The following is a 22710-nucleotide window of genomic DNA, read 5'->3' as shown; positions in this document are numbered from 1 at the left end:
AACGATAAAAACGCATAACCGATATTTTTAAAATTATTGTGGGGTGGGTTTTTTTTTTTTTTTATGTGACTGGGACAAATGGGGGTAATTTTGGGGCGTTTGGGTTTTTGCGGGAACGGGCGGGGGGTTATCCGCCGCGCCGACGGAGCTTAGCTCCAGGGGATCACGGTCATCAGGTCATCGTCGTCCTGGCCGGGAAACTTGCCGAGGTTTGCACGGAAGGCCCGGCTCGGGGTCGCAGCAGTCAGCTGCAGATACTCTTCGCCGTTCTGGTTCGTCTGACGCCAGATGCCGCCAACCTCGATCTTCCGGCCCCGCGGGGATACGCCATACAAGCGGTAGACAGGTGCTTTCGGGTTCGTGCTGTTGAGCTCTTCACCGGTGATGTCGAAGTCAAAGTCCAGTGCGGCGATGTTGCCTTCCAGAGTGCCGTTGTCGTTGAAGCGGATGAAGTTGATCAGGTCTGCCATTGGTATGTCTCCGTTGTTTGATCGAATTGACGGGGACGCCAACAAGGACCGGGAAAAGGATGGCTGCACCCGTCAGGGCCGTAGCGAAGCGAAGGGCGGCGGAGAACACAAAAAGACGGAGGGTTTGCCGAAGGCGGAGACCGTCTTTTTTGGGCGGAGACGTTGCTGACAGACACCGGGCCTTACAGTCCCATCGTCAATTGATCCCGACAACAACGGCAAGACATTCCTCCGCCATGGCAGGTTGCATCAGCTTTGCGCAAAAAGGCGCCGCAACCGGAAAGAAAACAGTCCGGATGGACGACGAAGCACGCGGCGTGTCTATCAAAGCACAATCGAAAGCACTCTCTCAATGTGAGTTTCGCAGTGATCATCGAAAGTCGCGCGGCTTCACCTTGATCTCATCGATATGCCCATAGGGGTCGAACATATCACGTGGCTTCGGCATTCCGCGCGGATCAGGCGCCGGCGACCCATGATGAAACTCATCGCCCCGCCCATGCGGAAGCGGAAAGCCCGTATCCCGACTGCCCACACTTGAGAGCTCCGCCGACAGATCGATCAGCTCACGCGCCACGATATGGACGACCTCGCCCTCCCGCTGGACCCGTCCTTTGATGCCAAGCATGCCTGACCCGAGAACGGTGCGGCGGTACTTCTCGAACACCTTCGCCCAGACCACGAGATTGGCCACGGCAGTTTCGTCCTCAAGCGTGATGAACATGACACCTTTGGCCGAGCCTGGGCGCTGGCGCACGAAAACGAGGCCCGCGAGGTTGACCCAGCGGCCGTCGCGCAGTGAGATGGCTTCGGCGCAGGACCTGAACCGCTGTCGGGTGAGTTCCGACCGCAGAAACGAAACCGGATGCTTCCTGAGGGTTAGACCCAGATGGCCGTAATCTTCGACCACTTCCCGACCGGCCTCCATGGGTTTCAGGAGGGGCTCCGGTTCGGCCTGTTCTGGCACAATGCCGACCTCGCGTCTTGCAGCCGCGGCGAAGAGCGGTAGCGGTTCGTCCCGCAGGGCCTTGATTGCCCAGAGCGCCTCGCGGCGGGCAAGCCCGAGTGAGGGCCTGAACGCATCGGCCTCGGCGAGTTCCACCAGTGCGGCGGCAGGAATACCGGCGCGACGCCAGAGATCGTCGACCGAAGCAAAGGGCATGTCTTCGCGACAGGAGACCAGCCGGGCGGCCTCGGCGTTGGCCAACCCCTTCACTAGCCGGAGCCCAAGGCGGACGGCCAAACGCCCGTCGTCGCGATCGGTGGGTTCCAGCGTGCAATCCCATCGGCTTGCATTGACGCAGACCGGACGAACCTCGACGCCGTGGTCGCGGGCATCGCGCACGATCTGGGCCGGCGCATAGAACCCCATCGGCTGGGCATTGAGCAATGCGCAGCAAAAGGCATCCGGGTGCCAGCATTTCATCCAGGATGAGGCATAGGCGATCAGCGCGAAACTCGCCGCATGACTCTCCGGAAAACCATAGGAGCCGAAGCCTTCCAATTGCCTAAAGGTACGCTCCGCGAATTCACGCTCATAGCCATTGGCGACCATGCCATCGATCAGTTTGGCGCCGAACTTTGATACCCCGCCGGTGTGCTTGAAGGTTGCCATGGCGCGACGCAGCTGATCGGCCTCCCCGGCGGTGAAACCCGCACAGTCGATGGCAACCCGCATGGCCTGCTCCTGAAACAGCGGCACGCCCAGCGTCTTGCCGAGAACCGCTTCAAGCTCGGGCTTCGGATAGGTCACCTCTTCCTTGCCCTCGCGCCGACGCAGATAGGGATGGACCATGTCGCCCTGGATCGGCCCGGGCCGGACGATCGCGACCTCGATGACAAGATCATAGAAGGTCCGCGGCTTGATGCGCGGCAACATCGCCATCTGCGCGCGGCTTTCGATCTGGAACGTGCCGAGCGTGTCGGCCTTGCGGATCATTGCATAGGTGCGCGGATCCTCGGCCGGTATAGTGGCGAGATCCAGACGGATATCCTTGTGCTCTGCAAGAAGATCAAAGGCGCGGCGCATGCAGGAGAGCATACCGAGCGCCAGCACATCGACCTTCATGAATTTGAGAACGTCGATATCATCCTTGTCCCATTCGATGACCTGCCGGTCTTCCATGGCCGCCGGCTCGATCGGCACCAGTTCGTCGAGCCGGTCGCGGGTCAGGACAAAGCCGCCCGGATGCTGGGAGAGATGGCGTGGCGTGGCGACCAGTTGCCGGGCAAGCTCCAGAGCAAGCCGAAGCCGCCTGTCGCTCATATTAAGGTTCAGTTCCTGCGCGTGCTTCTCCTCGACACCCTCGGACCAGCCCCAGACCTGCGACGACAGCGTCCTGGTCAGGTCTTCGGTCAGCCCGAGCGCCTTGCCGACGTCACGGAGCGCGCCTTTGGCGCGGTAGCGGATGACGGTGGAACAGAGCGCAGATCGATCGCGGCCATAGGCCTGGTAGACCCATTGGATGACTTCCTCCCGCCGTTCGTGCTCGAAATCGACATCGATGTCCGGCGGCTCGCGCCGTTCTTCCGAAACGAAGCGCTCGAACAGGAGATCATTGCGATCCGGATCGACGGAGGTCACGCCGAGGACATAACAGACGGACGAATTGGCAGCGGATCCCCGACCCTGACAAAGAATGTCCCTCGAACGGGCAAAACGAACAATCGCATTCACCGTCAGGAAGTAGGGCGCATAGTCCAGCTTCTCGATCAGCGCCAGCTCATGGTTGAGATTGGAGCGCACCTTCTCTGGCAGACCCTCGGGATAGCGCTCGGCGGCACCTTCCCAGGTGAGCTTTTCCAGTGCCTGCTGCGGCGTCAGATGCGGAAAGAGCTTCTCCTCCGGATACTGATAGGCGAGTTCCGTGAGCGAGAACCTGCACCGGTCCATGATCTCGATCGTGCGGGCAAGCGCTTCCGGATAGCGGTCGAACAGCCGGTGCATCTCTTCTGGCGGCTTCAGATACCGATCGGCAAAACGCTCACGGCGATGACCGAGTTCGTCGATGGTGACATTGTGCCGGATCGCGGTGACGAGATCCTGCATCATCTGCCGGCCGACCGCGTGGAAGAGAACTTCATTCGTGACAGTAGTCGGGACCCGCGTTGCGGCGGCGAGGTTCGACAGCTGCCAGAGGCGGAACTGATCGTTCGGCCGCCGCCGTAACGTCAGCGCCAGATAGGCGCGATCCCCGAAAGCCTCCCGCAGCCGTCGCAGATGCATGGCGCAGTCATCATCGGCGCGATCCGGAACCAGGACGGCAATCAGCCCCTCGCCATAAGCCACGAGATCGGTCCATTCGAGATGGCACTTGCCTTTGCCGGCACGCTTCTTGCCGAGCGACAGCAGGCGGCAAAGCCGCGCATAGGCCGCCCGGTCGGTTGGATAGACGAGGACCGGCTGGCTGTCGGCAAGGTCGAGGCGGCAGCCGACAACCAGCCGGACGCCGGTCTGCCGTGAAGCTTCGTATGCCCGCACGACGCCAGCCAGCGAATTCCGGTCAACGACACCGAGGGCCTCGATGCCGAGGTCTGCGGCGCGAGCGAACAGTTCGTCGCAACTGCTCGCCCCGCGCAGAAACGAGAAATGGGTGGTGACCTGCAGTTCGGCGTAGCGCGGCCCGGTCATCCGAAGATCCCATGGATAAACCAGCGGTGCGAGCCGCTTTCCTCATGCTCGCCGTCGCCGGAGCGAAACAGCCAATAGCGCTCGCCGGTGTCGTCCTCTACCCGGAAATAATCCCGGACGGCGGTGAGTTCGGCATCCCGCTTCCACCATTCGCCGCGAACCCGCTCCGGTCCATCGGCATGACGGATGCGTCGACGTACACCGCGCCAGGTGAACCAGACAGGTGGATGATCCGGGAGAAGCGCCATGGTCTCGACCGGCTCCGGGCGGGGTAAAAGCCGCGGTGGTCGCGGCCAGTCGCCGTCCCATGTGAGGCCTGTTTCCGGTGCCAGCGGGGCAATACGGGCGACCGAGCGTTCAGGCACATCGCTTTGAACGGGCACGAAACGACAGAGCCGGTGATCGCCGACGCGATTGGCAAGGACATCGACCAGATCGGAGACATCGGCTTCGGGTTCCTCGATCAGGGAGGAAATCGTCTGCTTCTCCCGCAAAGGTTCGGCATGGATGGCGACCAGCTCCATGATCTCTATCCCGAAGCCTGGATCGACGGTCTCCAGCCTGTCGCGGAACAAGCGGACAAGGCGTCTGGGATCGCGTACCGGCTGCGCTGTGCCGACGCGGATGAACTGCATGGTGCTATCGACGCGGTGGAACAGAAGATCCAGCCGCCGGGCGCCAAGGCCGCGCTTTTCGAGTTCAAGACAGAGGGCGTCTGCGAGTTTCCCGATATAGCGGGCGATGGTTTCAGGCGCGCCGATCGGTTCGGCGAAGGCCTTGAGCACCTCGACCAGCTCCGGCGAGCGGATCGGATCGACCGGTTCGGCGATCCGGCCAAGCGCCTGGTCTAGCCGCCGGACGACTTCCGGGCCGAAGCGCAGGGTCAGCGGCGCGCGCGGCTGATCCAGCAGCTCGCCGATAGTCTCGAAACCGAGTGTGTGCAGGTCGGACACCGTACCGGGATCGAGCCTGAGTGCTGAAAGCGGCAAGGTTCGCAGCATCGCCTCGGTTTCTCCCGGTGGAATGACGATCGCGGGTCGTGCCAGAAACCGGGCAGCAGCATGCGCGGCGCCCCAAGTGTCTGCGACCGCAGCGCGCGCCTCGACGGCTGCCGCTGCGAAACGCCTGATCATGTCGGCAAGCATGGCGTCTTCTCCGCCATGCAGGTGGTCGGCGCCGGTCGTATCGATGACCAGGCCATCCGGCGGATCGGCCATCACCACCGGCGAAACCCGCTGAAGCGCCCAGAGCGCCAGCTTGTTCAATCCGTCGGTTTCGGCCCTGGGATCGGAATCGGCAATCACAAGCCCCGGCACAAGGGCTTGCGCCTTGGTGACGGCCATGCCGATACGCACGCCAAGCCGTTCGGCATTGGCATCGAGGGCCGTGATCAGCCGGCGGCGACCGATGCGGCCGGCCATGACGAGCGGCGCATCAGCGGGTGGCGATGCGTCGCCCGACTTCCTTCTGAGGCGATCCGTCGGCCACCTCGGAAGGAAGAGCGAGACGACCCGTGTCATCACATGCCTCCAGTTCAAAATCGGCACTTTCGCCGGCACGACATCGGATGAGTTCGACCAGCCAGCGTGCACGGCCAAGGCCGGGAACGGGCAGGGGCCGCGAGGGCAGAACGGAGACCCGCCAGCGGGTGACGCTCGCCGTCGGCTGCCCGAAGTCGCCGGCCTCGGTCTGCCGTCGCCAGCGGCGCAGCGCCAGGCCGATGGTGTTGGAGTTCTCGGCCGCCAGCTGAAGACGGCGGGAGGCCGTCATCGAGAGACGCGCGGTCTCTCCAATAACCGCACCGAGCCCGCCATGGCGAAGCCCTTCCTCGAAACAGGCAAGCAGCGCCTTCTCGTCGCCGGCCTCGACATGAATCACGCGATCGGGCAAAAGCCCGGCCTGGGCGATGGCTGGTGCAAAGAGATCGGGACGTGTGACCACCCACAACACCTTGCCTCGTGTGCGTGCGGCAATGCCCGCCACGAACAACGCAGCTGCCGCTCCATCGACCGCGCCATTGCCGCCGCCGGCTACCTCATGCAGACAGCCGAGCGCCAGTCCGCCGCCCGGCAGCCGGCGATCGATCTCCTTCAGACCGAAGGGCAGGACCGAGCGCGAACGTCCGCCCGGACCTTCAAGATGCGCGATGCGCTCACGAAGCTCTGCGATGGCTGGACTGGCGGCATTGTTCGGCATGATGTCGGACGGTCTCCTTCAGGACTTTGCAACGGCGGAATTCTCCGATATGTTCCTTATTTGTTCTTTCTCGGGTTTTGAGTCAATCGGCCTCATGGACGGGCCCTGTGGACGGCGACCGGGGAAGAACACCGATGCGCATGGCGTGCATCGTTGAATCACAAGGGGTTTAGGGCAGGGCGATATGAGCGCGGCGCATCTCGAAAAATTGAACGACAACCAGCGGGCCGCGGTTCTGCATGGCACGAATTTGCCCGATGGCGCCATCGCGGGACCGCTGCTGATCATTGCGGGCGCGGGATCCGGCAAGACCAACACGCTTGCCCATCGCGTGGCTCAGCTCGTTATCACCGGAGCCGATCCGCGCCGGATCCTGCTGATGACCTTTTCCCGGCGCGCCGCCGCCGAAATGGGAAAGCGTGTCGAGCGGATCTGCGCGAAGGCGCTTGGAGACAGGGCCGGGATCATGGCCGACGGGCTTGCCTGGTCCGGCACCTTTCACGGGATCGGCGCCCGGCTCTTGAGGGAATATGCAATCGAGCTTGGTCTCGATCCACAGTTCACCATCCATGACCGCGAGGATTCGGCCGATCTGATGAACCTCGCCCGCCATGAGCTCGGCTTCTCCAAGACCGAGAACCGGTTTCCGGCCAAGGGCACCTGCCTTTCGATCTATTCGCGCACCGTCAATGCCGAGGCGCCGCTCTCGGAAATCCTGAGGGCGAACTTTCCTTGGTGTGCCGCCTGGGAAAAGGAACTGAAGGAATTGTTCGCGGCCTATGTCGAGGCCAAGCAGGTCCAGAACGTCCTCGATTATGATGATCTTCTGCTCTATTGGGCGCAGACCATGGGCGATCCGGCGCTTTCCGCCGAGATCGGCGGGCGCTGGGATCATGTTCTCGTCGACGAATATCAGGACACCAATCGCCTGCAGTCCTCGATCCTGATGGCGCTCAAACTTGGCGGGCGCGGGCTGACGGTTGTCGGTGACGATGCGCAGTCAATCTATTCGTTCCGGGCGGCCACGGTTCGCAACATCCTCGACTTTCCGAATGAATTCTCGCCGAAGGCCGACGTGATCACGCTCGACCGCAATTACCGGTCGACGCAGCCGATCCTCGCCGCGGCCAATGGTGTCATCGGCCTAGCCCAGGAGCGCTACACAAAGGATCTCTGGACCGACCGCGTCTCAACCGAAAAGCCGCGGCTGATGACGGTTCTCGACGAGGGCGATCAGGCCCGGTTCATTGCCGACGAGGTGCTCGACAATCGCGAGGGTGGCATGCGGCTGAAGGATCAGGCCGTGCTGTTTCGGGCAAGCCATCACAGCGGCCCGCTGGAGGTGGAACTCACCCGCCGCAACATTCCCTTCGTGAAGTTCGGTGGCCTGAAATTCCTCGATTCCGCCCATGTGAAAGACATGCTCGCAGCACTCCGGTTTGCCCAGAACATGCGCGATCGCGTGGCGGGCTTCCGGCTGATGCAACTCTTGCCAGGTGTGGGGCCGGCCTCGGCGCAAACTGCGCTGGATGCGATTGCGGAAACCGCCGATCCGATAGAGACACTGGCGGCCCTTCCTGCGCCGGCACGAGCAGTAGCCGACTGGCCGGGTCTTGTGTCCTTGGTAACGGACCTCCGCCAGTCAAACATGGGCTGGCCCGCCGAACTCGGCCGGATCCGGGCATGGTATGAGCCGTATCTGGAGCGCATCCATGAAGACTTCGAGATGCGCCGTGCCGATCTGCTCCAGCTTGAAGACATTGCCGCTGGTTATCCGTCGCGGGAACGGTTCCTGACCGAGTTGACGCTCGACCCACCGGACGCCACCTCCGGCCAGGCCGGTGTGCCGCTGCTCGATGAGGACTATCTGATCCTCTCGACCATCCATTCGGCCAAAGGGCAGGAGTGGCGCTCGGTCTTTGTTCTCAATGCCGTCGACGGTTGCATTCCCTCCGATCTCGGCGTCGGCACGACCGACGATATCGAGGAAGAGCGGCGCCTGCTTTACGTGGCCATGACGCGGGCACGGGACAGCCTGAACCTTGTCGTTCCCCAGCGCTTCTTTACCCATGGACAGTCCTCGACCGGCGACAGGCATGTCTATGCCTCGCGAACCCGGTTCATTCCCGCTATGTTGTTGCAGCATTTTGAGAACAGGACATGGCCGGTAGCGAAACCGGGCCAACAGAACAACCCGGGTTCGCGCCAGGTGCGTCTCGATGTCGGCGCTCGCATGCGTGGGATGTGGCGCTGAGGGAGGACAAGGACTTGTGCAATCTCTATAATCTGACGACGACACGGGATGCCGTCGTCGAGTTTACGAAGGCGATGAGCGACAAGGCCGGATGGAACGAGCCGTCGCTCAATGTCTATCCCAACACGCTGGCGCCGATCGTTCGCGTCGATGGCGGTGGCAATCGGGAAATTGTCAGTGCCACCTGGGGCATGCCGACGCCGCCGGCCTTCGTCAAAGGCAAGGCCGATCGCGGGGTCACCAATATCCGCAATGTCGGCTCTCCGCATTGGCGGCGCTGGCTTGGGCCGACAAGCCGCTGTGTCGTGCCGTTCACCTCGTTTGCTGAACCTGACCCTGCGAGCAAGGTGGAGGGCCGACGCGTGCCGAATGCCTGGTTTGCTCAGGACCCGGACCGACCCCTGATGTTCTTCGCCGGTTTCTGGACGCCGTGGAAGGGCGTGCGGAAGGTCCGGGATGGTGAACAGGAATATGAACTGTTCGGATTCCTGACGACAACGCCGAACGAGATCGTCAAACCTATTCATGAGAAAGCAATGCCGGCGATCCTGACGACACCGGAGGAGGTCGATCTCTGGCTCACCGGGGAATGGGCCGATGTGAAACACCTTCAGCGGCCGCTGCCCGGCAACATGCTGGTCGTGGTCGCCCCTCCTGAAAACCCCGAAGACGATTGACGTCGTCACCGATCACACTCTTGAGATGGTCATGGCCGCGCCGGATGAACTGACAGCTTTGGAAAGAGACCACGAGGTCGAAACGGATGGCGCCGCCCCGGTCATCCGCAAGATCATCCATGTCGACATGGACGCCTTCTATGCCTCAGTCGAACAGCGCGACAATCCCGAACTGCGCGGCAAGCCGGTTGCCGTCGGCGGGTCGGCGGCCAGAGGTGTGGTGGCTGCTGCCAGCTATGAGGCGCGGGCGTTTGGCGTGCGATCGGCCTTGCCGTCGGTGACCGCGAAACGGCGGTGTCCCGATCTGGTCTTCGTGAAGCCGCGGTTTGATATCTACCGGACGGTCTCGGCGCAAATCCATCAGATATTTGCCGAGCATACAGACCTGATCGAGCCGCTTTCGCTCGATGAGGCCTATCTTGATGTGACCGAAAACAAGCAGGGTATCGCGTTTGCAACCGAGATCGCGACGATCGTCCGCGCCCGCATCAAGGAGGTGACCGGACTCAATGCGTCTGCCGGGATCTCCTACTGCAAGTTCCTCGCAAAGATAGCGAGCGACCTGAACAAACCGAACGGCCAGGCCGTGATCACACCGAAGATGGGACCGGCATTTGTTGCTGATCTCGCCGTCAAGAAATTCCACGGCGTCGGGCCAGCGACGGCCGAGAAGATGCAACGGCTCGGGATTGCGACCGGCTCCGACTTGCGCGAGAAATCGCTTGCCTTCCTGCGTGATAATTTCGGCAAGTCGGGGGGATGGTACTACCGGATCTCCCGCGGGATCGATGAGCGGCCGGTTCAGCCCGATCGGCCGCGCAAATCGATTGGTGCGGAAGACACATATGCTGCCGATATTTTCGAGCTGGAGGCTGCGAAAGCGGAGTTGATCCCACTTGCCGAGAAGGTCTGGCGCCATGCTGAGAACAAGTGGATCAGCGGGCGGACGGTGACGCTGAAGGTGAAGTACGCGGACTTCCAGCAGATTACGCGGAGCCGCACACTTGGGCAGAATATGCGAAGTGCAAGCGAGATTGGCGAGATTGCCGGCGTGATGCTGACCGAGTTGTTTCCAGTTCAGAAGGGTATCCGCCTGCTCGGGATTACCCTTTCCTCATTGGGAGAGAGCTCTAATGGGGTACGAGAGCCTCAGATGAGTCTGCTGTGATCCCCACGCCGATGGGAAAGACATATACTCGGCAGATCGACAGAAGTTGGAGAACACTTGGGACGATGTGAGCGGCAGTAAAGGGGCCGAAAGCCGAATGGCGGATTTGATATCAGATCATGAGCTAAGCGGAAATTCACGCCTCATGGTCTAGCAACCTTTTGGGCATTTGGCACTGTCGGGACGACGCCGGCGAGTTGCTAGGCACGCGCTACGACCGATGCCTGATCGCTTCCAAAAACTTAGCAAAGGCAGGCGATGCCAGCCGTCGGTGGGGGTAATAGAGGTGGTAACCTTGAATACTCGGACACCAATCGCTCAAGACTACTTGCAATCGACCTGCATAGATATAGGGCTGCGCGATGTCTTCTGGGACGTAGGCCAATCCTGTCCCATCGACAGCGGCATGAAGAATTGGAAAGATGCTGTCGAAAATGGCTTGTCCTGTGACACGCACTTCGATCTCGTGCCCGTTCTTTTCGAATTCCCAGGCATAAAGGCCACCCGCCGATGCCAGACGCAAGTTTATGCATTGGTGATTGGTCAAATCGCTGGGATGTTCTGGCGGCGACCTACGCGCGAAATATTCAGGCGTTCCAACGACTACAAAACGCCAATCCGGGCCAATACGGACTGCAATCATATCCTTGCTGATCGATTCACCCAGCCTGACGCCTGCGTCGAAATGTTCGCCGACTATGTCGATGAACCCGTCATTGATGGAAACTTCGACATGGATGTCAGGAAATTCAGATAGAAACTTTGCCAGTTTAGGCCGCAAAAGCATTTCCGTGGCATGGATTGCGGAACTGATTCGTATCATACCGGATGGCTTGTCGCGCAACTCGCTCAACGCTTCGATTTCAAATCTGATTTGATCGAAATGTCCCGCCACGGACTGATACAATCGGTCACCCGCCTCAGTTGTCGAAACGCTCCGTGTCGTGCGCGTGAGAAGCCGAAGGCCAAGTCTGTCTTCCAACCCGCGGATTGTGTGGCTGAGTGCGGACGGAGAGACGCCGAGCTTGGCGGCAGCCTTGGTGAAGCTGCTGTCCTTAGCAACTGCTATGAACGCTCTCAGTTCAGCGAACTCATCGCGCGCCATTATTGAATCTCACTCAATAGTTCATGCCATTTATAGCACCTAATCGAATAGCGCGTTCTTGCTTATCTTGCCAGCACACAAAGCAGTGAAGAAAGGACGCATCCAATGGAAATCATTCGTGCAAAGACCCGCACGACCGGTCCCGGCCCGAGCGATTGGTTCACTGGCTCGGTTCAGGTCGAAATGCTCTTCAACCCATACGACAAGGAACGTGTTCAAGGCGCAAGGGTGGCGTTTCAGCCTGGCGCGCGCACAGCCTGGCATACGCATCCGCTCGGACAGACGCTCATCGTGACCTCAGGCGTTGGCCGCGTTCAACGCTGGGGCGGACCGATCGAGGAAATCCAGGTTGGCGATGTGGTCTGGTTTGCGCCGGGCGAGAAGCACTGGCATGGCGCAGCGCCGGACACCGCTATGACCCACACGGCCATCCAGGAGGTTCAAAACGGCAAAGTCGTCGACTGGATGGAAAAGGTTACGGACGAGCAATACGCCGTCTGATCACAAAATGCATAAGAGAAAGAACTGACCATGATCAAAGGTAAAGTCGTCATTATCACCGGCGCGTCGTCCGGCATTGGAGAAGCCACCGCAAAGCTGGTCGCCAGCCGAGGCGCGAAGGTCGTCCTGGGCGCGCGGCGCGAAGACAAGCTTAAAGTCATTGCCGAAGAAATCGTCAAGGCTGGCGGTGAGGCCGTCTATCAGGCACTGGACGTGACCAGCGAAGCGGACAACGGCGCAATCGTCAAGCTGGCCAAGGATACGTTTGGCCGTGTCGACGCCATATTTCTGAATGCTGGCCTGATGCCGAGCAGTCCTGTTTCGGCACTGAAGACCGGTGAATGGAACCAGATGGTCGACGTGAATATCAAGGGAGTGCTAAACGGCGTAGCCGCCGTCATGCCGACCTTCCTCGAGCAGAAGGCAGGCCATGTGCTGGCCACCTCCTCAGTTGCCGGGCTAAAATCATATCCCGGAAGCGCGGTCTATGGCGGCACCAAGTGGTTCGTGCGTGACTTCATGGAAGTCTTGCGCATGGAATCTGCCATGGAAGGCACAAACATCCGGACCGCCACGATCTACCCAGCCGCCATTAATACCGAGCTTCTGGGCACGATCACCGACGAAAAGACAGCCGAAGGCATGAAGGGTCTTTATGCTGCCTTCGGAATATCGCCGGCCCGCATCGCCGAAGTCGTCGCCTTCGCGCTCGACATGTCCGAAGACACCACGGTCAACGAATTCACCGTGGGGCCGGCAAAGCAGCCTTGGTAAGCACCAGCCTGTCCGGCAGCTCTGCTACCGGACGGACCAAGCTTCGAAGCACGTTCAAAGGAATAAGGACATGCCGCATGTCATCGTCAAGCTCTGGCCCGGCAAAACAAAAGCTCAAAAGCACGAACTCGCCGACGCCATCACAAAGGACGTGATGGCGGTTCTCAACTACGGAGAAGCGTCCGTATCCGTCTCTTTCGAAGAGGTCGAGGCCTCACGCTGGCGGGAAGATGTCTATGAAAAGGACATCATCACCCATCCTGAAAGGCTTATTAAGAAGCCGGGCTATGCGATGTGAAGGTTATATGGCGGATCTTAAGCGAGAGGTTCAGCATGATCATTTGAAATGGCACAAATGAACGGTTTCGCCCCTTTCCTGCCATTCGTTCGCCCCGATAGACGGCGGCTTTTGGAATGCTCTGTCGGCGGATCGACCGGCAGAAATGGGGGCGCAAAGCTGCCGTCCGAACCTTCGGCCGAGTATGGGCGCGACACGGCCCGTGCTGATGGACAGCATCAAGTCTTGAAAGGATATGAACCACCGCGGTCATTTGACATGACATCTAAGAGAGTCATCCCAGCGCAGTTGAGGCTTTTCTTCAGGATATCCGGTAGTGTTTTTTCGGTTGCAGGGGTGTGATCAAATGTTCGATCTCCGTGAGTTCCTGAAGCAATTTTGTCGGTGATTTGCAGCTTGTCACCACGCGGACTAAAGAAGCTCGCCCAAGTCTAATGAAGATGTTCGCCGAATGTGGCGCGACGTTTATCTCTCTTGCCGCGACACGCCAACGATCCCGGTCTACAGCGACCTGACCTATTTCCCGATCGAAAATTCGCGCTTTTCCTATGAGATTTTTATGTCTTGGCCTCTCCCCCTCTCTCGAACCCTTATGCGGTTCCGCGCCATATTCTTGCCATCATCGGTAATCGGCCGGAATGCGACTGGCGCTAGCCCCTGGTTCGCCTAGCGCCTCCGATCTTGTGGCGATGACCTGCATTGCAAATGCGTGGCGCAAATAAAGGTCCCGCATAGGAGAAGAGGTGAGAAATGATCGTCGAGTATGCTCTGAGCGGGGCGGTAACGCTGTTCGTCGCTGCCTATCTGATTTACGCGCTGCTTCGGCCGGAACGCTTCTGAGTTCCCGAAGGTCCAGTCCGGTGAAATCGGCACGGACCATAGGAACGCCGCTTCGCCAGATCCGCAAGACCCTCGATCCGAAGCAGCCCCCAAGGCAGGAAAGCCGCTGCGGGCATCGGACATCATCCTCGCCTTGACCGTGGCGACGGTGCTGATCGCGCTTATCGCCCGGCTTGCCGCCGCGCTTTTCGGGTGCGGCTGAACGGACCGAACCGTCATTCATTAACATGCTGGAGTCACATATGAGCCAGTCGCAATCCGCGAGCCTGTTTGATGCTCGCATTCTTATTCCCGCGCTTTTTGGCGCGTTCCGCAAACTCGATCCGCGCACGCTGTCAAAGAACCCAGTGATGTTCGTCGTCGGGGTTGTTTCTGTCCTGACGACGGTCCTGTTTATCAAGGACGTCGCGACCGGCGCGGGCGACCTCGGTTTCTCCTTCCAGATCATCCTCTGGCTCTGGTTCACGATCCTGTTCGCGAACTTCGCCGAGGCGGTCGCGGAGGGGCGCGGCAAGGCGCAGGCCGACTCACTTCGTCGTTCGCGCACCGAGACCCAGGCCAGGCTCCTCGCAAATCCGGACAGCAACGAGACCAAGCTCGTGCCCGGCACAAGCCTGAAGGCGGGCGACATCGTCCTGGTCGAGGCTGGCGACATCATTCCGTCCGATGGCGAGATCGTCGAGGGAATCGCCTCGGTCAACGAGGCGGCGATCACGGGCGAGTCCGCGCCGGTCATCCGTGAATCCGGCGGCGACCGTTCGGCGGTGACCGGCGGCACGCAAGTGCTGTCGGACTGGATCAAGGTCAGGATCACCGCCGAGGCGGGATCGACCTTCATCGACCGCATGATCGCCCTGGTCGAAGGCGCCGAGCGCCAGAAGACGCCGAACGAGATCGCCCTGAACGTGATGCTCGCCGGCCTGACGCTGATCTTCGTCATGGCGACGGCGACGATCCCCGCCTTCGCCGCCTATGCCGGCGGTTCCATTCCGATCATCGTGCTGGTGGCGCTGTTCGTGACCCTGATCCCGACCACGATCGGCGCGCTGCTTTCGGCCATCGGCATCGCCGGCATGGACCGCCTGGTGCGCTTCAACGTTCTCGCCATGTCCGGCCGCGCCGTCGAGGCGGCCGGCGACGTCGACACGCTGCTGCTCGACAAGACCGGAACGATCACGCTCGGCAACCGTCAGGCGACCGAGTTCCGGCCCGTCAAGGGTGTCGCCGCGCAGGAACTAGCCGATGCCGCTCAATTGGGCTCGCTCGCCGACGAGACGCCGGAAGGCCGCTCCATCGTCGTGCTCGCCAAGGAGAAATACGGCATTCGCGGGCGGGACATGCAATCACTTCACACGACCTTCGTGCCGTTCACGGCGCAGAGCCGCATGTCGGGCGTCGACTTCGATGGGTCATCGATCCGCAAGGGCGCCGTCGATGCCATTCTCAAATACCTCGATCAGGCATCGGTTACGGCTGGAGCGGTGCGCGCCAGCGCCGAGAGCAAACGTGAACTCGAGACGATCGCAAACGACATCGCCAAGACAGGCGGCACACCGCTTGCCGTGGTCCAGGACGGCAAACTGCTCGGCGTCGTCCATCTCAAGGATATCGTGAAGGGCGGCATTCGCGAGCGTTTTAACGAACTGCGCCACATGGGCATCCGCACGGTGATGATCACCGGCGACAATCCGATGACGGCGGCGGCGATCGCGGCGGAAGCCGGCGTCGACGACTTCCTCGCCGAGGCCACGCCGGAAAACAAGCTGACGCTGATCCGCGAGGAACAGGCCAAGGGCAAGCTCGTTGCCATGTGCGGCGACGGCACCAACGACGCTCCTGCCCTTGCCCAGGCCGATGTCGGCGTCGCCATGAACACCGGCACTGTCGCAGCCCGCGAGGCGGGCAACATGGTGGATCTGGATTCCGATCCGACCAAGCTGATCGAGATCGTCGAGATCGGCAAGCAGCTGCTGATGACGCGCGGGGCGCTGACGTCGTTCTCGATAGCCAACGACGTCGCGAAGTATTTCGCGATTGTGCCGGCCATGTTCATCGCGCTCTATCCGCAACTCGGCGTGCTCAACATCATGGAGCTCGCAACGCCGCAAAGCGCGATCCTGTCGGCGATCATCTTCAACGCGCTGATCATCATCGCCCTCATCCCGCTTTCGCTCAAAGGCGTTGCCTACAAGGCCATCGGCGCGGACGGGCTCCTGAGGCGCAATCTTCTCATCTACGGGCTTGGCGGCCTGATCGTGCCGTTTATCGGCATCAAGGCGATCGACCTCGTCATCACCGCGATCGGCCTCGCCTGACCACAAGGAGTTCGACACATGACCATCCTCTATCTCGTTCTCGGACTGGCGGTCTTCGGGCTTCTGCTCGTCATGACCGACGCCGTCGACCGCGCCTGATCTTCCAACGAAGTCGGAGACTTCTCGATGTTCATTCAATCCATAATCTTCGTCGTCCTCGTCGTTGGCGGCACGGCGCTCATCTCCTGGCCGCTCGGCCGCTACATGAAATGGGCCATGGACCCGAACAGGGGCGAGGCCGGCGGCTTCACCCGCCTGTTCCAGTCGATCGGCGGCGCCACATGCATGCAGGACCAGAACTGGAAGCGCTACATGGTCGCCATGCTGGCCTTCAACATCGTCATGTTCGTGGTCACCTTCGGGTTTCTCGCCCTGCAACAGGCCCTGCCGCTCAATCCCGACGGCAAGGGCGCATTGGAGGGCAGCCTGATCTTCAACACGGCTGCCTCGTTCACCTCCAACACCAATCTGCAGCATTATTCGGGTGAGGTATCGCTCAGCTACCTGTCGCAGCTCGGCGGGCTGATGTGGTTGCAGTTCGTGTCTGCGGCCACAGGGATCGCGGCGCTTGCCGCGCTCGCCCGCGGTCTTGCCGGCAAGCCGCTCGGCAATTTCTTCGTTGACCTGCAGCGCGCGTCCTTTCTCGTCCTGCTGCCGGTTGCTGTCGTATTCGCCATCCTGCTCGTTCTCGGCGGCGTGCCGATGACGTTCGATGGGGCGGCGATCGCGACCACGCTGGAAGGCGTGCAGCAAACCATCGCGCGCGGTCCGGTCGCAGCCTTCGTGTCGATCAAGCAGCTCGGGACCAATGGCGGCGGTTTCTTCGGTCCCAACGCGACCCATCCGCTGGAGAACCCGAATTTCTGGACCAATATCATCGAGATGGTCGCCATCATCCTGATCCCGATGGCCTGCGTATGGATGTTCGGCCGGATCATCGAGCGCAAGCGCCACGCCATGGTGATCTTCGCGGTGATGCTGGGCTTCATCGCGGTCAAGATCGCAGGCGCGGTCTATTTCGAATCCGCGCCGACAGAAGCCTTCGCCAACCTGCCGATCGAGCAGACCGTCGGCAATCTCGAGGGCAAGGAACTGCGCTTCGGCGCGACCGGCGGCCCGCTCTGGTCGGTGCTGACGACCTCGACCTCGAACGGTTCGGTCGGGGCCATGCATGACAGCCTCAACCCGATGACAGGCCTGATGCCAATGGTCGGCATGTGGCTCAATTCCACCTTCGGCGGCGTCGGCGTCGGCATGATCAACATGTTCCTCTATATCGTCGTCGGGGTCTTCATTGCCGGGATGATGATCGGCAGGACCCCGGAATATCTCGGCTGGCGCGTGGAAGCGCGGGAGGTGAAGTTCGCGCTGTTCGCCCTGCTGGCGCATGGCCTCTTCATCCTGGGCGGGACGGCGGTCTTCGCGGCAACGCCATGGGGCGCTGACACGCTCAACAATGTCGGACCGCACGGCTTTTCCGAAATGCTCTACGAGTTTACGTCGGCCAGCGCCAACAACGGGTCCGGCTTCGAGGGGCTCGGCGATGGCACCGTTCCGTGGAACGTCGCGACCGGGATCGTGATGCTGCTCGCGCGGTTCATTCCGATCATCCTGCCGCTCGCGATCGTCGGTTCGCTGTCGGCCAAACGTCGGAGTGTCGAATCGAGCGGAACGCTCAGCGTCGAAAGCGGCGTCTTCGCGACCATGCTCGCCTCGACGATCTTCGTCATCGGCGCGCTCACCTTCTTCCCGGCGGCGACGCTCGGCCCGATTGCCGAACACGTCATGTTCATGAACTGATCCGGAGAACCGAAACATGCAACTTTTTCTCTCGAGTATTCGCATTGCCGCGGCGACCATGGTGATATGCGTCGCGGGTTATACAACAGCCGTCTGGGCCGTGGCCCAGGCGATCGCCCCCGACACGGCCAATGGTTCGCTGATCATCGGCGAAAGCGGCGCGGTCATCGGCAGCCGCCAGGTGGCGCAGGCCTTCACCGAACCCCGCTACTTCTGGCCGCGGCCCTCAGCCGTCGATTATAACGGCGCGGGCGCCGGCGGCAGCAACAAGTCGCCGACAAGCACCGATGTCGCCGACCGTGGCCGCGAACTGGCGGAACTTTACGGCGCGACCCCGGACAACCCGCTGCCCGCCGATCTCGCAGCCGCATCCGGAGCGGGTCTCGATCCGCACATCTCCGAGGACGGCGCGCTCTATCAGGCCGGACGCGTAGCTACCGCGCGTGGACTGGAGAGGGCACGGATCGAGGAACTCGTCCGCCAGGCGGCGTTCTCGCCCGGCGGCTTCCTCAGCACGGACCGGATCGTCAACGTCCTTGAACTCAACATCGCGCTCGATGCGATGAACTGAGAGTGATTGTCCGCAGACCAAAAGCGCCATACCTATGCGATGGCATGTCCATCGAAGCCGTCTCCGGGATCGACGGTTTGCAGAGCCGGAGGCGGCATCATCGAAAGTGGAACGGCGGCCGGCTCGACAAGCGACCGCACGATCGTGTGGTTGCATTTGATGGCCTCAACGTGGCGGGAATAACAAGATGGGATCGGAAGAGTCAGCGCGCGAAACACGGCCTTCTCCTGACGCGCTGCTGGAAAAGGCGGAGCAGGAAACACGCGGTCGCCTGAAGATCTTTCTGGGCGCCGCGCCCGGCGTCGGCAAGACCTACGAAATGTTGCTCTCCGGCCGGGCCCGCAAGTCCGATGGCGACGATGTCGTCATCGGCGTGGTCGAAACCCATGGCCGGAAGGAAACGGAAGCCCTGATTCGCGGTTTCGAGATCGTTCCAAGGACAAAGATCGAATACAAGGGCCGGGTCCTTGAAGAAATGGATCTGGATGCGGTGCTGGAACGCGGTCCGGCGCTGGTGCTTGTCGATGAACTGGCCCACACGAACGCGCCGGGCAGCCGTCATCCCAAGCGGTATCTCGATGTTCTCGAACTCCTCGATCATGGCATCGACGTCTATACGACGCTCAATATCCAGCATCTGGAGAGCCTGAATGACGTGGTCGCGCAGATCACGCGCATTCGGGTCCGAGAGACGCTTCCCGATTCCATTCTCCAAAAGGCCGATGACGTCGAGATCATCGACATAACGCCCGACGACCTGATCAAGCGGCTGAATGAAGGCAAGGTCTATGTTCCGAGGACGGCCAAGCGCGCGATCGAGAACTATTTCTCGCCGCGGAACCTGACGGCGCTGCGCGAACTGGCCTTGCGCCAGACGGCCCAGCGCGTCGACCAGCAGCTCCTATCGCAGATGCGCCAGAGCGCGATCGAAGGGCCATGGCCAGCCGGCGAGCGGATCCTCGTTTGCGTCAACGAGGACCCATGTTCGTCAGGACTTGTGCGTTACGCCAAAAGGCTCGCGGACCGACTGCACGCGCCATGGGTCGCACTCCATGTCGAGGGGCGGCGCACGCAGAGCCTGGACGATGATGGTCGGGATCGGATCGCCGCGGCGCTGCGTCTGGCCCAGAGCCTCGAAGGTGATGCGGTGACCGTTCCCGGCGGAGGCGGTCGTGTCGCTGCCGATATCATCGCCTATGCGCGCGCCAACAACATCACCCATATCGTCATCGGCAAGAGCGAGCGGTCTCGATGGTTCGAGATCCTGCACGGTTCCGTCGTTCACGAACTTGTCCGTCATGCCGGCGACATCAGCGTCGACGTGGTGGCCGGAAGCAAGCCTGGCGGCGCGCCGGCGTCCAGAGCCTCCGTCGCGGTCGCGGAACCACGTTCGCGGCCGGACTGGAAGGCCTATCTGAAAGCGACGATGGTCGTTGCGATGGCAGTCGGCTTCGGCCTGGCGCTCTGGCCCTGGCTCGGCGTCGAACACATCGCGCTGATATTCCTGACCGGCGTGGTCACCGTCGCCGTCTGGTTCGGCCTGTTGCCATCGCTTTACGCCAGCGTGTTGTCGGCCGCCTGCTACAATTTCTTCTTCACCAATCCCTATCATACATTCCTGATTTCGCGGCCGCGCGAAATCATATCCGTCGTGTTCTTCACGATCGTGGCCGTGATCGTGTCGAATGTCGCCGCGCGCGCCAGAGCGCAGACGATCGCCGCCAAGGCGCGGGCCCGAACGACGGAAGCGCTCTATTCGTTCAGCCGGAAACTGGCCGGAGCAAGTACGCTGGATGACGTGCTGTGGGCATCGGCCCATCAGATGGCTTCCATGCTCAAGGCGCGCATCATCATCCTTCTGCCGGAAAACGGCACTGTGGCGGTCAGGGCGGGCGTGCCTCCGGACGATACGCTTGTCGATGCCGACATCGCGGCGGCGCGCTGGGCGTTGGAACATAACCGACCGGCCGGACGGGGGGCGGACACCTTGCCGGGCGCCGCCCGCCTCTATGTCCCCCTTACCACAGGCGAGACGCCGGTGGGCGTTGTCGGCCTGGACAGTGACAGGCAAGGACCGCTGCTCACGCCTGAAGAACAGCGGCTGCTGGATGCGCTGGCCGACCAGGCAGCGGTTGCCATCGAGCGCATCCAGTTGGTCGCGGACGTCGACAAGGCAAGGCTGGCCGCGGAAGCCGACAAACTGCGCTCCGCATTGCTGGCATCGATATCCCACGACCTCAAGACCCCGCTGGCGGCCATTCTGGGTGCTGCCGGAAACCTCCGCGACTATTCGGCGGCACTGAGCGAACACGATCGCAATGACATGCTTTCCACGATCGTCGACGAGTCGGAACGGTTGAACAGGTTCATTGCCAATCTCCTCGACATGTCGCGGATCGAAACCGGCGCGATGGAGCCGAACGCCTCGCTGCAATATCTTGACGACATGGTGGGATCGGCGCTCCGCCGGGCGCAAAAGATGCTGTCGCGGCATTATGTCCGCACCGAGCTGCCGGCGGATCTTCCCATGCTCAAGGTTGATCCCGTCCTGTTCGAGCAGGTGATCTTCAATCTTCTGGACAATGCGGCGAAATACGCGCCACCGCAGACCACGATCCGGATGCGAGCGTGGAAGGACGGAAAGTGGGTGATGATCCAGATACTGGACGAGGGACCGGGTATTCCGCCGGCCGACCTGGAAAGGGTCTTCGACAGCTTCCACCGCGCGCGCAAGCGCGACCACGTTCTCGCCGGCACGGGCCTCGGTCTCTCGATATGCAGAGGATTTGTCGAGGCGATGGGGGGCACGATCACATCCGCAAACAGGACGGATCGCAGCGGCGCCGTCTTCACGATCCGGATGCCGACGCCGACGAACCCGCCGAGATTGGGAGATGCATCATGACCAATCCAACCATCCGGATACTGATTGTCGACGATGAAGTGCCGATCCGCAAACTGCTGCGCGTCGGTCTGTCGGTCGAAGGCTACAAGGTCGTCGAAGCGATGAATGCCAGGGAGGCGATGGAGAGCGTCGCGACAGACGCGCCCGACCTGATCATCCTGGACCTCGGCCTTCCCGACATGCCCGGTCATGACCTCCTGGCCAGGTGGCGCAGCGAAGGCGTCGAACTGCCGATCATCATTCTATCGAGCCGGACGGACGAAGCCGGCATCGTCAGGGCGCTGGAGCTCGGCGCCGACGACTATGTCACCAAGCCCTTCGGCACCAAGGAACTGGCGGCGCGCATCCGCGTCGCCTTGCGTCACAAGCTCCAGCAACAGGGCGAGCGTCCGGTCTTCCAAACCGGCGCGCTCTCCGTCGATCTCGTCAAGCGGATCGTCAGGGTCGGCGACAAGGAGGTTAAACTGTCGCCCAAGGAATACGACATCCTGCGCGTTCTCGTGCAACACGCCGGCAAGGTCATCACCCATCGGCACTTGCTCGAGGCGGTCTGGGGCGGTTCCGCCGACGTCCAGTATCTCCGCGTCTATGTCCGGCAGCTTCGCCAGAAGATCGAGCTGAGCCCGGACGAGCCGCAATACATCACGACGGAAACAGGCGTCGGTTACCGGCTGCGCGAAGCAGACTGATATCGACTTGGAAGCGCCCGCGAGCGCAGCTCACGGGTCAAGCACTGGAAGTGAGTAGCATATGAAAATCTCCGAAGTCATGCGGCCGGACGATGTCCTGATCGATGTATCTGCCGCCTCCAAAGCCAACCTGCTGCAGCTGATGTCCAATCGGGCGGCGCAGGTCCTGGGCGTCGATCGATCGGACATTGTTGGCGCGTTGGAGCATCGCGAGAAGCTGGGATAAACAGGCTTCGGCGCAGGGATCGCCATTCCTCACGCGCAGGTTGAAGGCGTGGTCGCGCCGTTTGCGCTCCTGATCCGGCTTGCGAGTCCGATCGCGTTTGAGGCGATCGACGATCGACCCGTGGATGTTATTTGTCTGCTCCTCACGCCGCCCGGCGACCAGGCAGAGCACCTGAGGCTTCTATCCGCGATATCCCGCAAATTGCGGTCTTCCGAAACACTCAAGACCATCAGATCCGCCACCGACCCCGGGCAGATCTACGCCACGATCACGATGTGCGAAAACTGAAA

19 protein-coding genes are annotated in these 22710 nt (G+C 61.4%); 14 read left to right on the top strand and 5 right to left on the bottom strand.

The genetic code is table 11. The features are described 5' to 3' along the window. Positions 1-149 precede the first annotated feature (149 nt). From V6765_RS23375 to V6765_RS23360, 4 genes are all read right to left on the bottom strand, one after another. The gene (locus V6765_RS23375; protein WP_106312870.1) at positions 150-470 is read right to left on the bottom strand and encodes a DUF736 domain-containing protein; all 321 of its coding nucleotides are present in this window, start codon (positions 468-470) and stop codon (positions 150-152) included. A 370-nt stretch (positions 471-840) separates the two neighbouring features. Then, the gene (locus V6765_RS23370) at positions 841-4101 is read right to left on the bottom strand and encodes an error-prone DNA polymerase (protein ID WP_448433009.1); all 3261 of its coding nucleotides are present in this window, start codon (positions 4099-4101) and stop codon (positions 841-843) included. Continuing rightward, positions 4098-5621 carry a Y-family DNA polymerase gene (locus V6765_RS23365; protein WP_448433008.1) on the bottom strand — a complete coding sequence of 508 codons (1524 nt, stop codon included), beginning with the start codon at positions 5619-5621 and terminating at the stop codon, positions 4098-4100. Before V6765_RS23365 ends, V6765_RS23370 begins: the two co-directional genes overlap by 4 nt. Continuing rightward, positions 5536-6297, bottom strand: coding sequence for an ImuA family protein (locus V6765_RS23360; protein WP_448433007.1), 762 nt, complete (start codon positions 6295-6297; stop codon positions 5536-5538). The genes V6765_RS23365 and V6765_RS23360 overlap by 86 nt, the downstream gene beginning before the upstream one ends. 184 nt (positions 6298-6481) lie before the next feature. On the opposite strand from V6765_RS23360, the gene V6765_RS23355 reads away from it, so the two are divergent. The 3 genes from V6765_RS23355 (at position 6482) to dinB (ending at position 10396) form a co-directional block, all read left to right on the top strand. Further along, on the top strand, positions 6482-8551 hold the full coding sequence (locus tag V6765_RS23355; RefSeq protein WP_448433006.1) for an ATP-dependent helicase: 2070 nt from the start codon (positions 6482-6484) through the stop codon (positions 8549-8551). A gap of 14 nt (positions 8552-8565) precedes the next feature. After that, entirely contained in the window at positions 8566-9228 is a 663-nt protein-coding gene (locus tag V6765_RS23350; protein WP_448433005.1) for an SOS response-associated peptidase, read from the top strand. A gap of 127 nt (positions 9229-9355) precedes the next feature. Then, complete coding sequence (gene dinB, locus V6765_RS23345; protein WP_448433023.1) at positions 9356-10396, top strand: DNA polymerase IV; 1041 nt, start codon at positions 9356-9358, stop codon at positions 10394-10396. 211 nt (positions 10397-10607) lie between these two features. On the opposite strand, the gene V6765_RS23340 is transcribed toward dinB, so the two are convergent. Continuing rightward, positions 10608-11501 (bottom strand): LysR family transcriptional regulator, encoded by an 894-nt coding sequence (locus V6765_RS23340; RefSeq protein ID WP_448433004.1) that lies wholly within the window; start codon positions 11499-11501, stop codon positions 10608-10610. Between the two features lie 105 nt (positions 11502-11606). Here V6765_RS23340 and V6765_RS23335 point away from each other — a divergent pair, with 105 nt between their 5' ends. From V6765_RS23335 to V6765_RS23285, 11 genes are all read left to right on the top strand, one after another. Further along, complete coding sequence (locus V6765_RS23335; protein WP_448433003.1) at positions 11607-12002, top strand: (R)-mandelonitrile lyase; 396 nt, start codon at positions 11607-11609, stop codon at positions 12000-12002. Positions 12003-12032: 30 nt separating this feature from the next. Continuing rightward, entirely contained in the window at positions 12033-12776 is a 744-nt protein-coding gene (locus tag V6765_RS23330; protein WP_448433002.1) for an SDR family oxidoreductase, read from the top strand. Between the two features lie 70 nt (positions 12777-12846). Continuing rightward, a complete protein-coding gene (locus V6765_RS23325) occupies positions 12847-13074 on the top strand; it encodes a tautomerase family protein (RefSeq protein ID WP_448433001.1) in 228 nt (75 codons plus the stop codon). 750 nt (positions 13075-13824) lie between these two features. Then, on the top strand, positions 13825-13914 hold the full coding sequence (gene kdpF, locus V6765_RS23320; RefSeq protein ID WP_045679702.1) for a K(+)-transporting ATPase subunit F: 90 nt from the start codon (positions 13825-13827) through the stop codon (positions 13912-13914). Positions 13915-14156: 242 nt separating this feature from the next. Further along, complete coding sequence (gene kdpB, locus V6765_RS23315) at positions 14157-16229, top strand: potassium-transporting ATPase subunit KdpB (RefSeq protein ID WP_448433000.1); 2073 nt, start codon at positions 14157-14159, stop codon at positions 16227-16229. A 126-nt stretch (positions 16230-16355) separates the two neighbouring features. Next, on the top strand, positions 16356-18029 hold the full coding sequence (gene kdpA, locus V6765_RS23310; RefSeq protein WP_448432999.1) for a potassium-transporting ATPase subunit KdpA: 1674 nt from the start codon (positions 16356-16358) through the stop codon (positions 18027-18029). A 16-nt stretch (positions 18030-18045) separates the two neighbouring features. Next, positions 18046-18600, top strand: coding sequence for a potassium-transporting ATPase subunit C (locus V6765_RS23305; RefSeq protein ID WP_448432998.1), 555 nt, complete (start codon positions 18046-18048; stop codon positions 18598-18600). 187 nt (positions 18601-18787) lie between these two features. After that, positions 18788-21505, top strand: coding sequence for a DUF4118 domain-containing protein (locus V6765_RS23300; protein WP_448432997.1), 2718 nt, complete (start codon positions 18788-18790; stop codon positions 21503-21505). Continuing rightward, positions 21502-22194: a response regulator transcription factor gene (locus V6765_RS23295; RefSeq protein WP_448432996.1), complete on the top strand. Its 693-nt coding sequence runs from the start codon at positions 21502-21504 to the stop codon at positions 22192-22194. The genes V6765_RS23300 and V6765_RS23295 overlap by 4 nt, the downstream gene beginning before the upstream one ends. 61 nt (positions 22195-22255) lie before the next feature. Further along, a complete protein-coding gene (locus V6765_RS23290) occupies positions 22256-22420 on the top strand; it encodes a hypothetical protein (protein WP_448432995.1) in 165 nt (54 codons plus the stop codon). 48 nt (positions 22421-22468) lie between these two features. After that, positions 22469-22708, top strand: coding sequence for a PTS sugar transporter subunit IIA (locus V6765_RS23285; protein WP_448432994.1), 240 nt, complete (start codon positions 22469-22471; stop codon positions 22706-22708). The last annotated feature ends 2 nt before the right edge of the window (positions 22709-22710 follow it).

Source organism: Martelella sp. FOR1707 (assembly GCF_053484265.1).
The sequence above is the reverse complement of the archived record's forward strand: the minus strand, read 5'-3'. Positions and strand labels throughout refer to the sequence as shown.

Excerpts from the sequence above, each read along its gene's own strand:
- kdpA (WP_448432999.1), top strand. The coding sequence starts at position 16,356 with ATGTTCATTCAATCCATAATCTTCGTCGTCCTCGTCGTTGGCGGCACG.
- V6765_RS23355 (WP_448433006.1), top strand. The coding sequence starts at position 6,482 with ATGAGCGCGGCGCATCTCGAAAAATTGAACGACAACCAGCGGGCCGCG.
- V6765_RS23290 (WP_448432995.1), top strand. The coding sequence starts at position 22,256 with ATGAAAATCTCCGAAGTCATGCGGCCGGACGATGTCCTGATCGATGTA.
- V6765_RS23360 (WP_448433007.1), bottom strand. The coding sequence starts at position 6,297 with ATGCCGAACAATGCCGCCAGTCCAGCCATCGCAGAGCTTCGTGAGCGC.
- V6765_RS23330 (WP_448433002.1), top strand. The coding sequence starts at position 12,033 with ATGATCAAAGGTAAAGTCGTCATTATCACCGGCGCGTCGTCCGGCATT.
- V6765_RS23295 (WP_448432996.1), top strand. The coding sequence starts at position 21,502 with ATGACCAATCCAACCATCCGGATACTGATTGTCGACGATGAAGTGCCG.
- dinB (WP_448433023.1), top strand. The coding sequence starts at position 9,356 with ATGGACGCCTTCTATGCCTCAGTCGAACAGCGCGACAATCCCGAACTG.
- kdpB (WP_448433000.1), top strand. The coding sequence starts at position 14,157 with ATGAGCCAGTCGCAATCCGCGAGCCTGTTTGATGCTCGCATTCTTATT.
- V6765_RS23340 (WP_448433004.1), bottom strand. The coding sequence starts at position 11,501 with ATGGCGCGCGATGAGTTCGCTGAACTGAGAGCGTTCATAGCAGTTGCT.
- V6765_RS23325 (WP_448433001.1), top strand. The coding sequence starts at position 12,847 with ATGCCGCATGTCATCGTCAAGCTCTGGCCCGGCAAAACAAAAGCTCAA.
- V6765_RS23305 (WP_448432998.1), top strand. The coding sequence starts at position 18,046 with ATGCAACTTTTTCTCTCGAGTATTCGCATTGCCGCGGCGACCATGGTG.
- kdpF (WP_045679702.1), top strand. The coding sequence starts at position 13,825 with ATGATCGTCGAGTATGCTCTGAGCGGGGCGGTAACGCTGTTCGTCGCT.
- V6765_RS23375 (WP_106312870.1), bottom strand. The coding sequence starts at position 470 with ATGGCAGACCTGATCAACTTCATCCGCTTCAACGACAACGGCACTCTG.
- V6765_RS23365 (WP_448433008.1), bottom strand. The coding sequence starts at position 5,621 with ATGACACGGGTCGTCTCGCTCTTCCTTCCGAGGTGGCCGACGGATCGC.
- V6765_RS23335 (WP_448433003.1), top strand. The coding sequence starts at position 11,607 with ATGGAAATCATTCGTGCAAAGACCCGCACGACCGGTCCCGGCCCGAGC.
- V6765_RS23300 (WP_448432997.1), top strand. The coding sequence starts at position 18,788 with ATGGGATCGGAAGAGTCAGCGCGCGAAACACGGCCTTCTCCTGACGCG.
- V6765_RS23370 (WP_448433009.1), bottom strand. The coding sequence starts at position 4,101 with ATGACCGGGCCGCGCTACGCCGAACTGCAGGTCACCACCCATTTCTCG.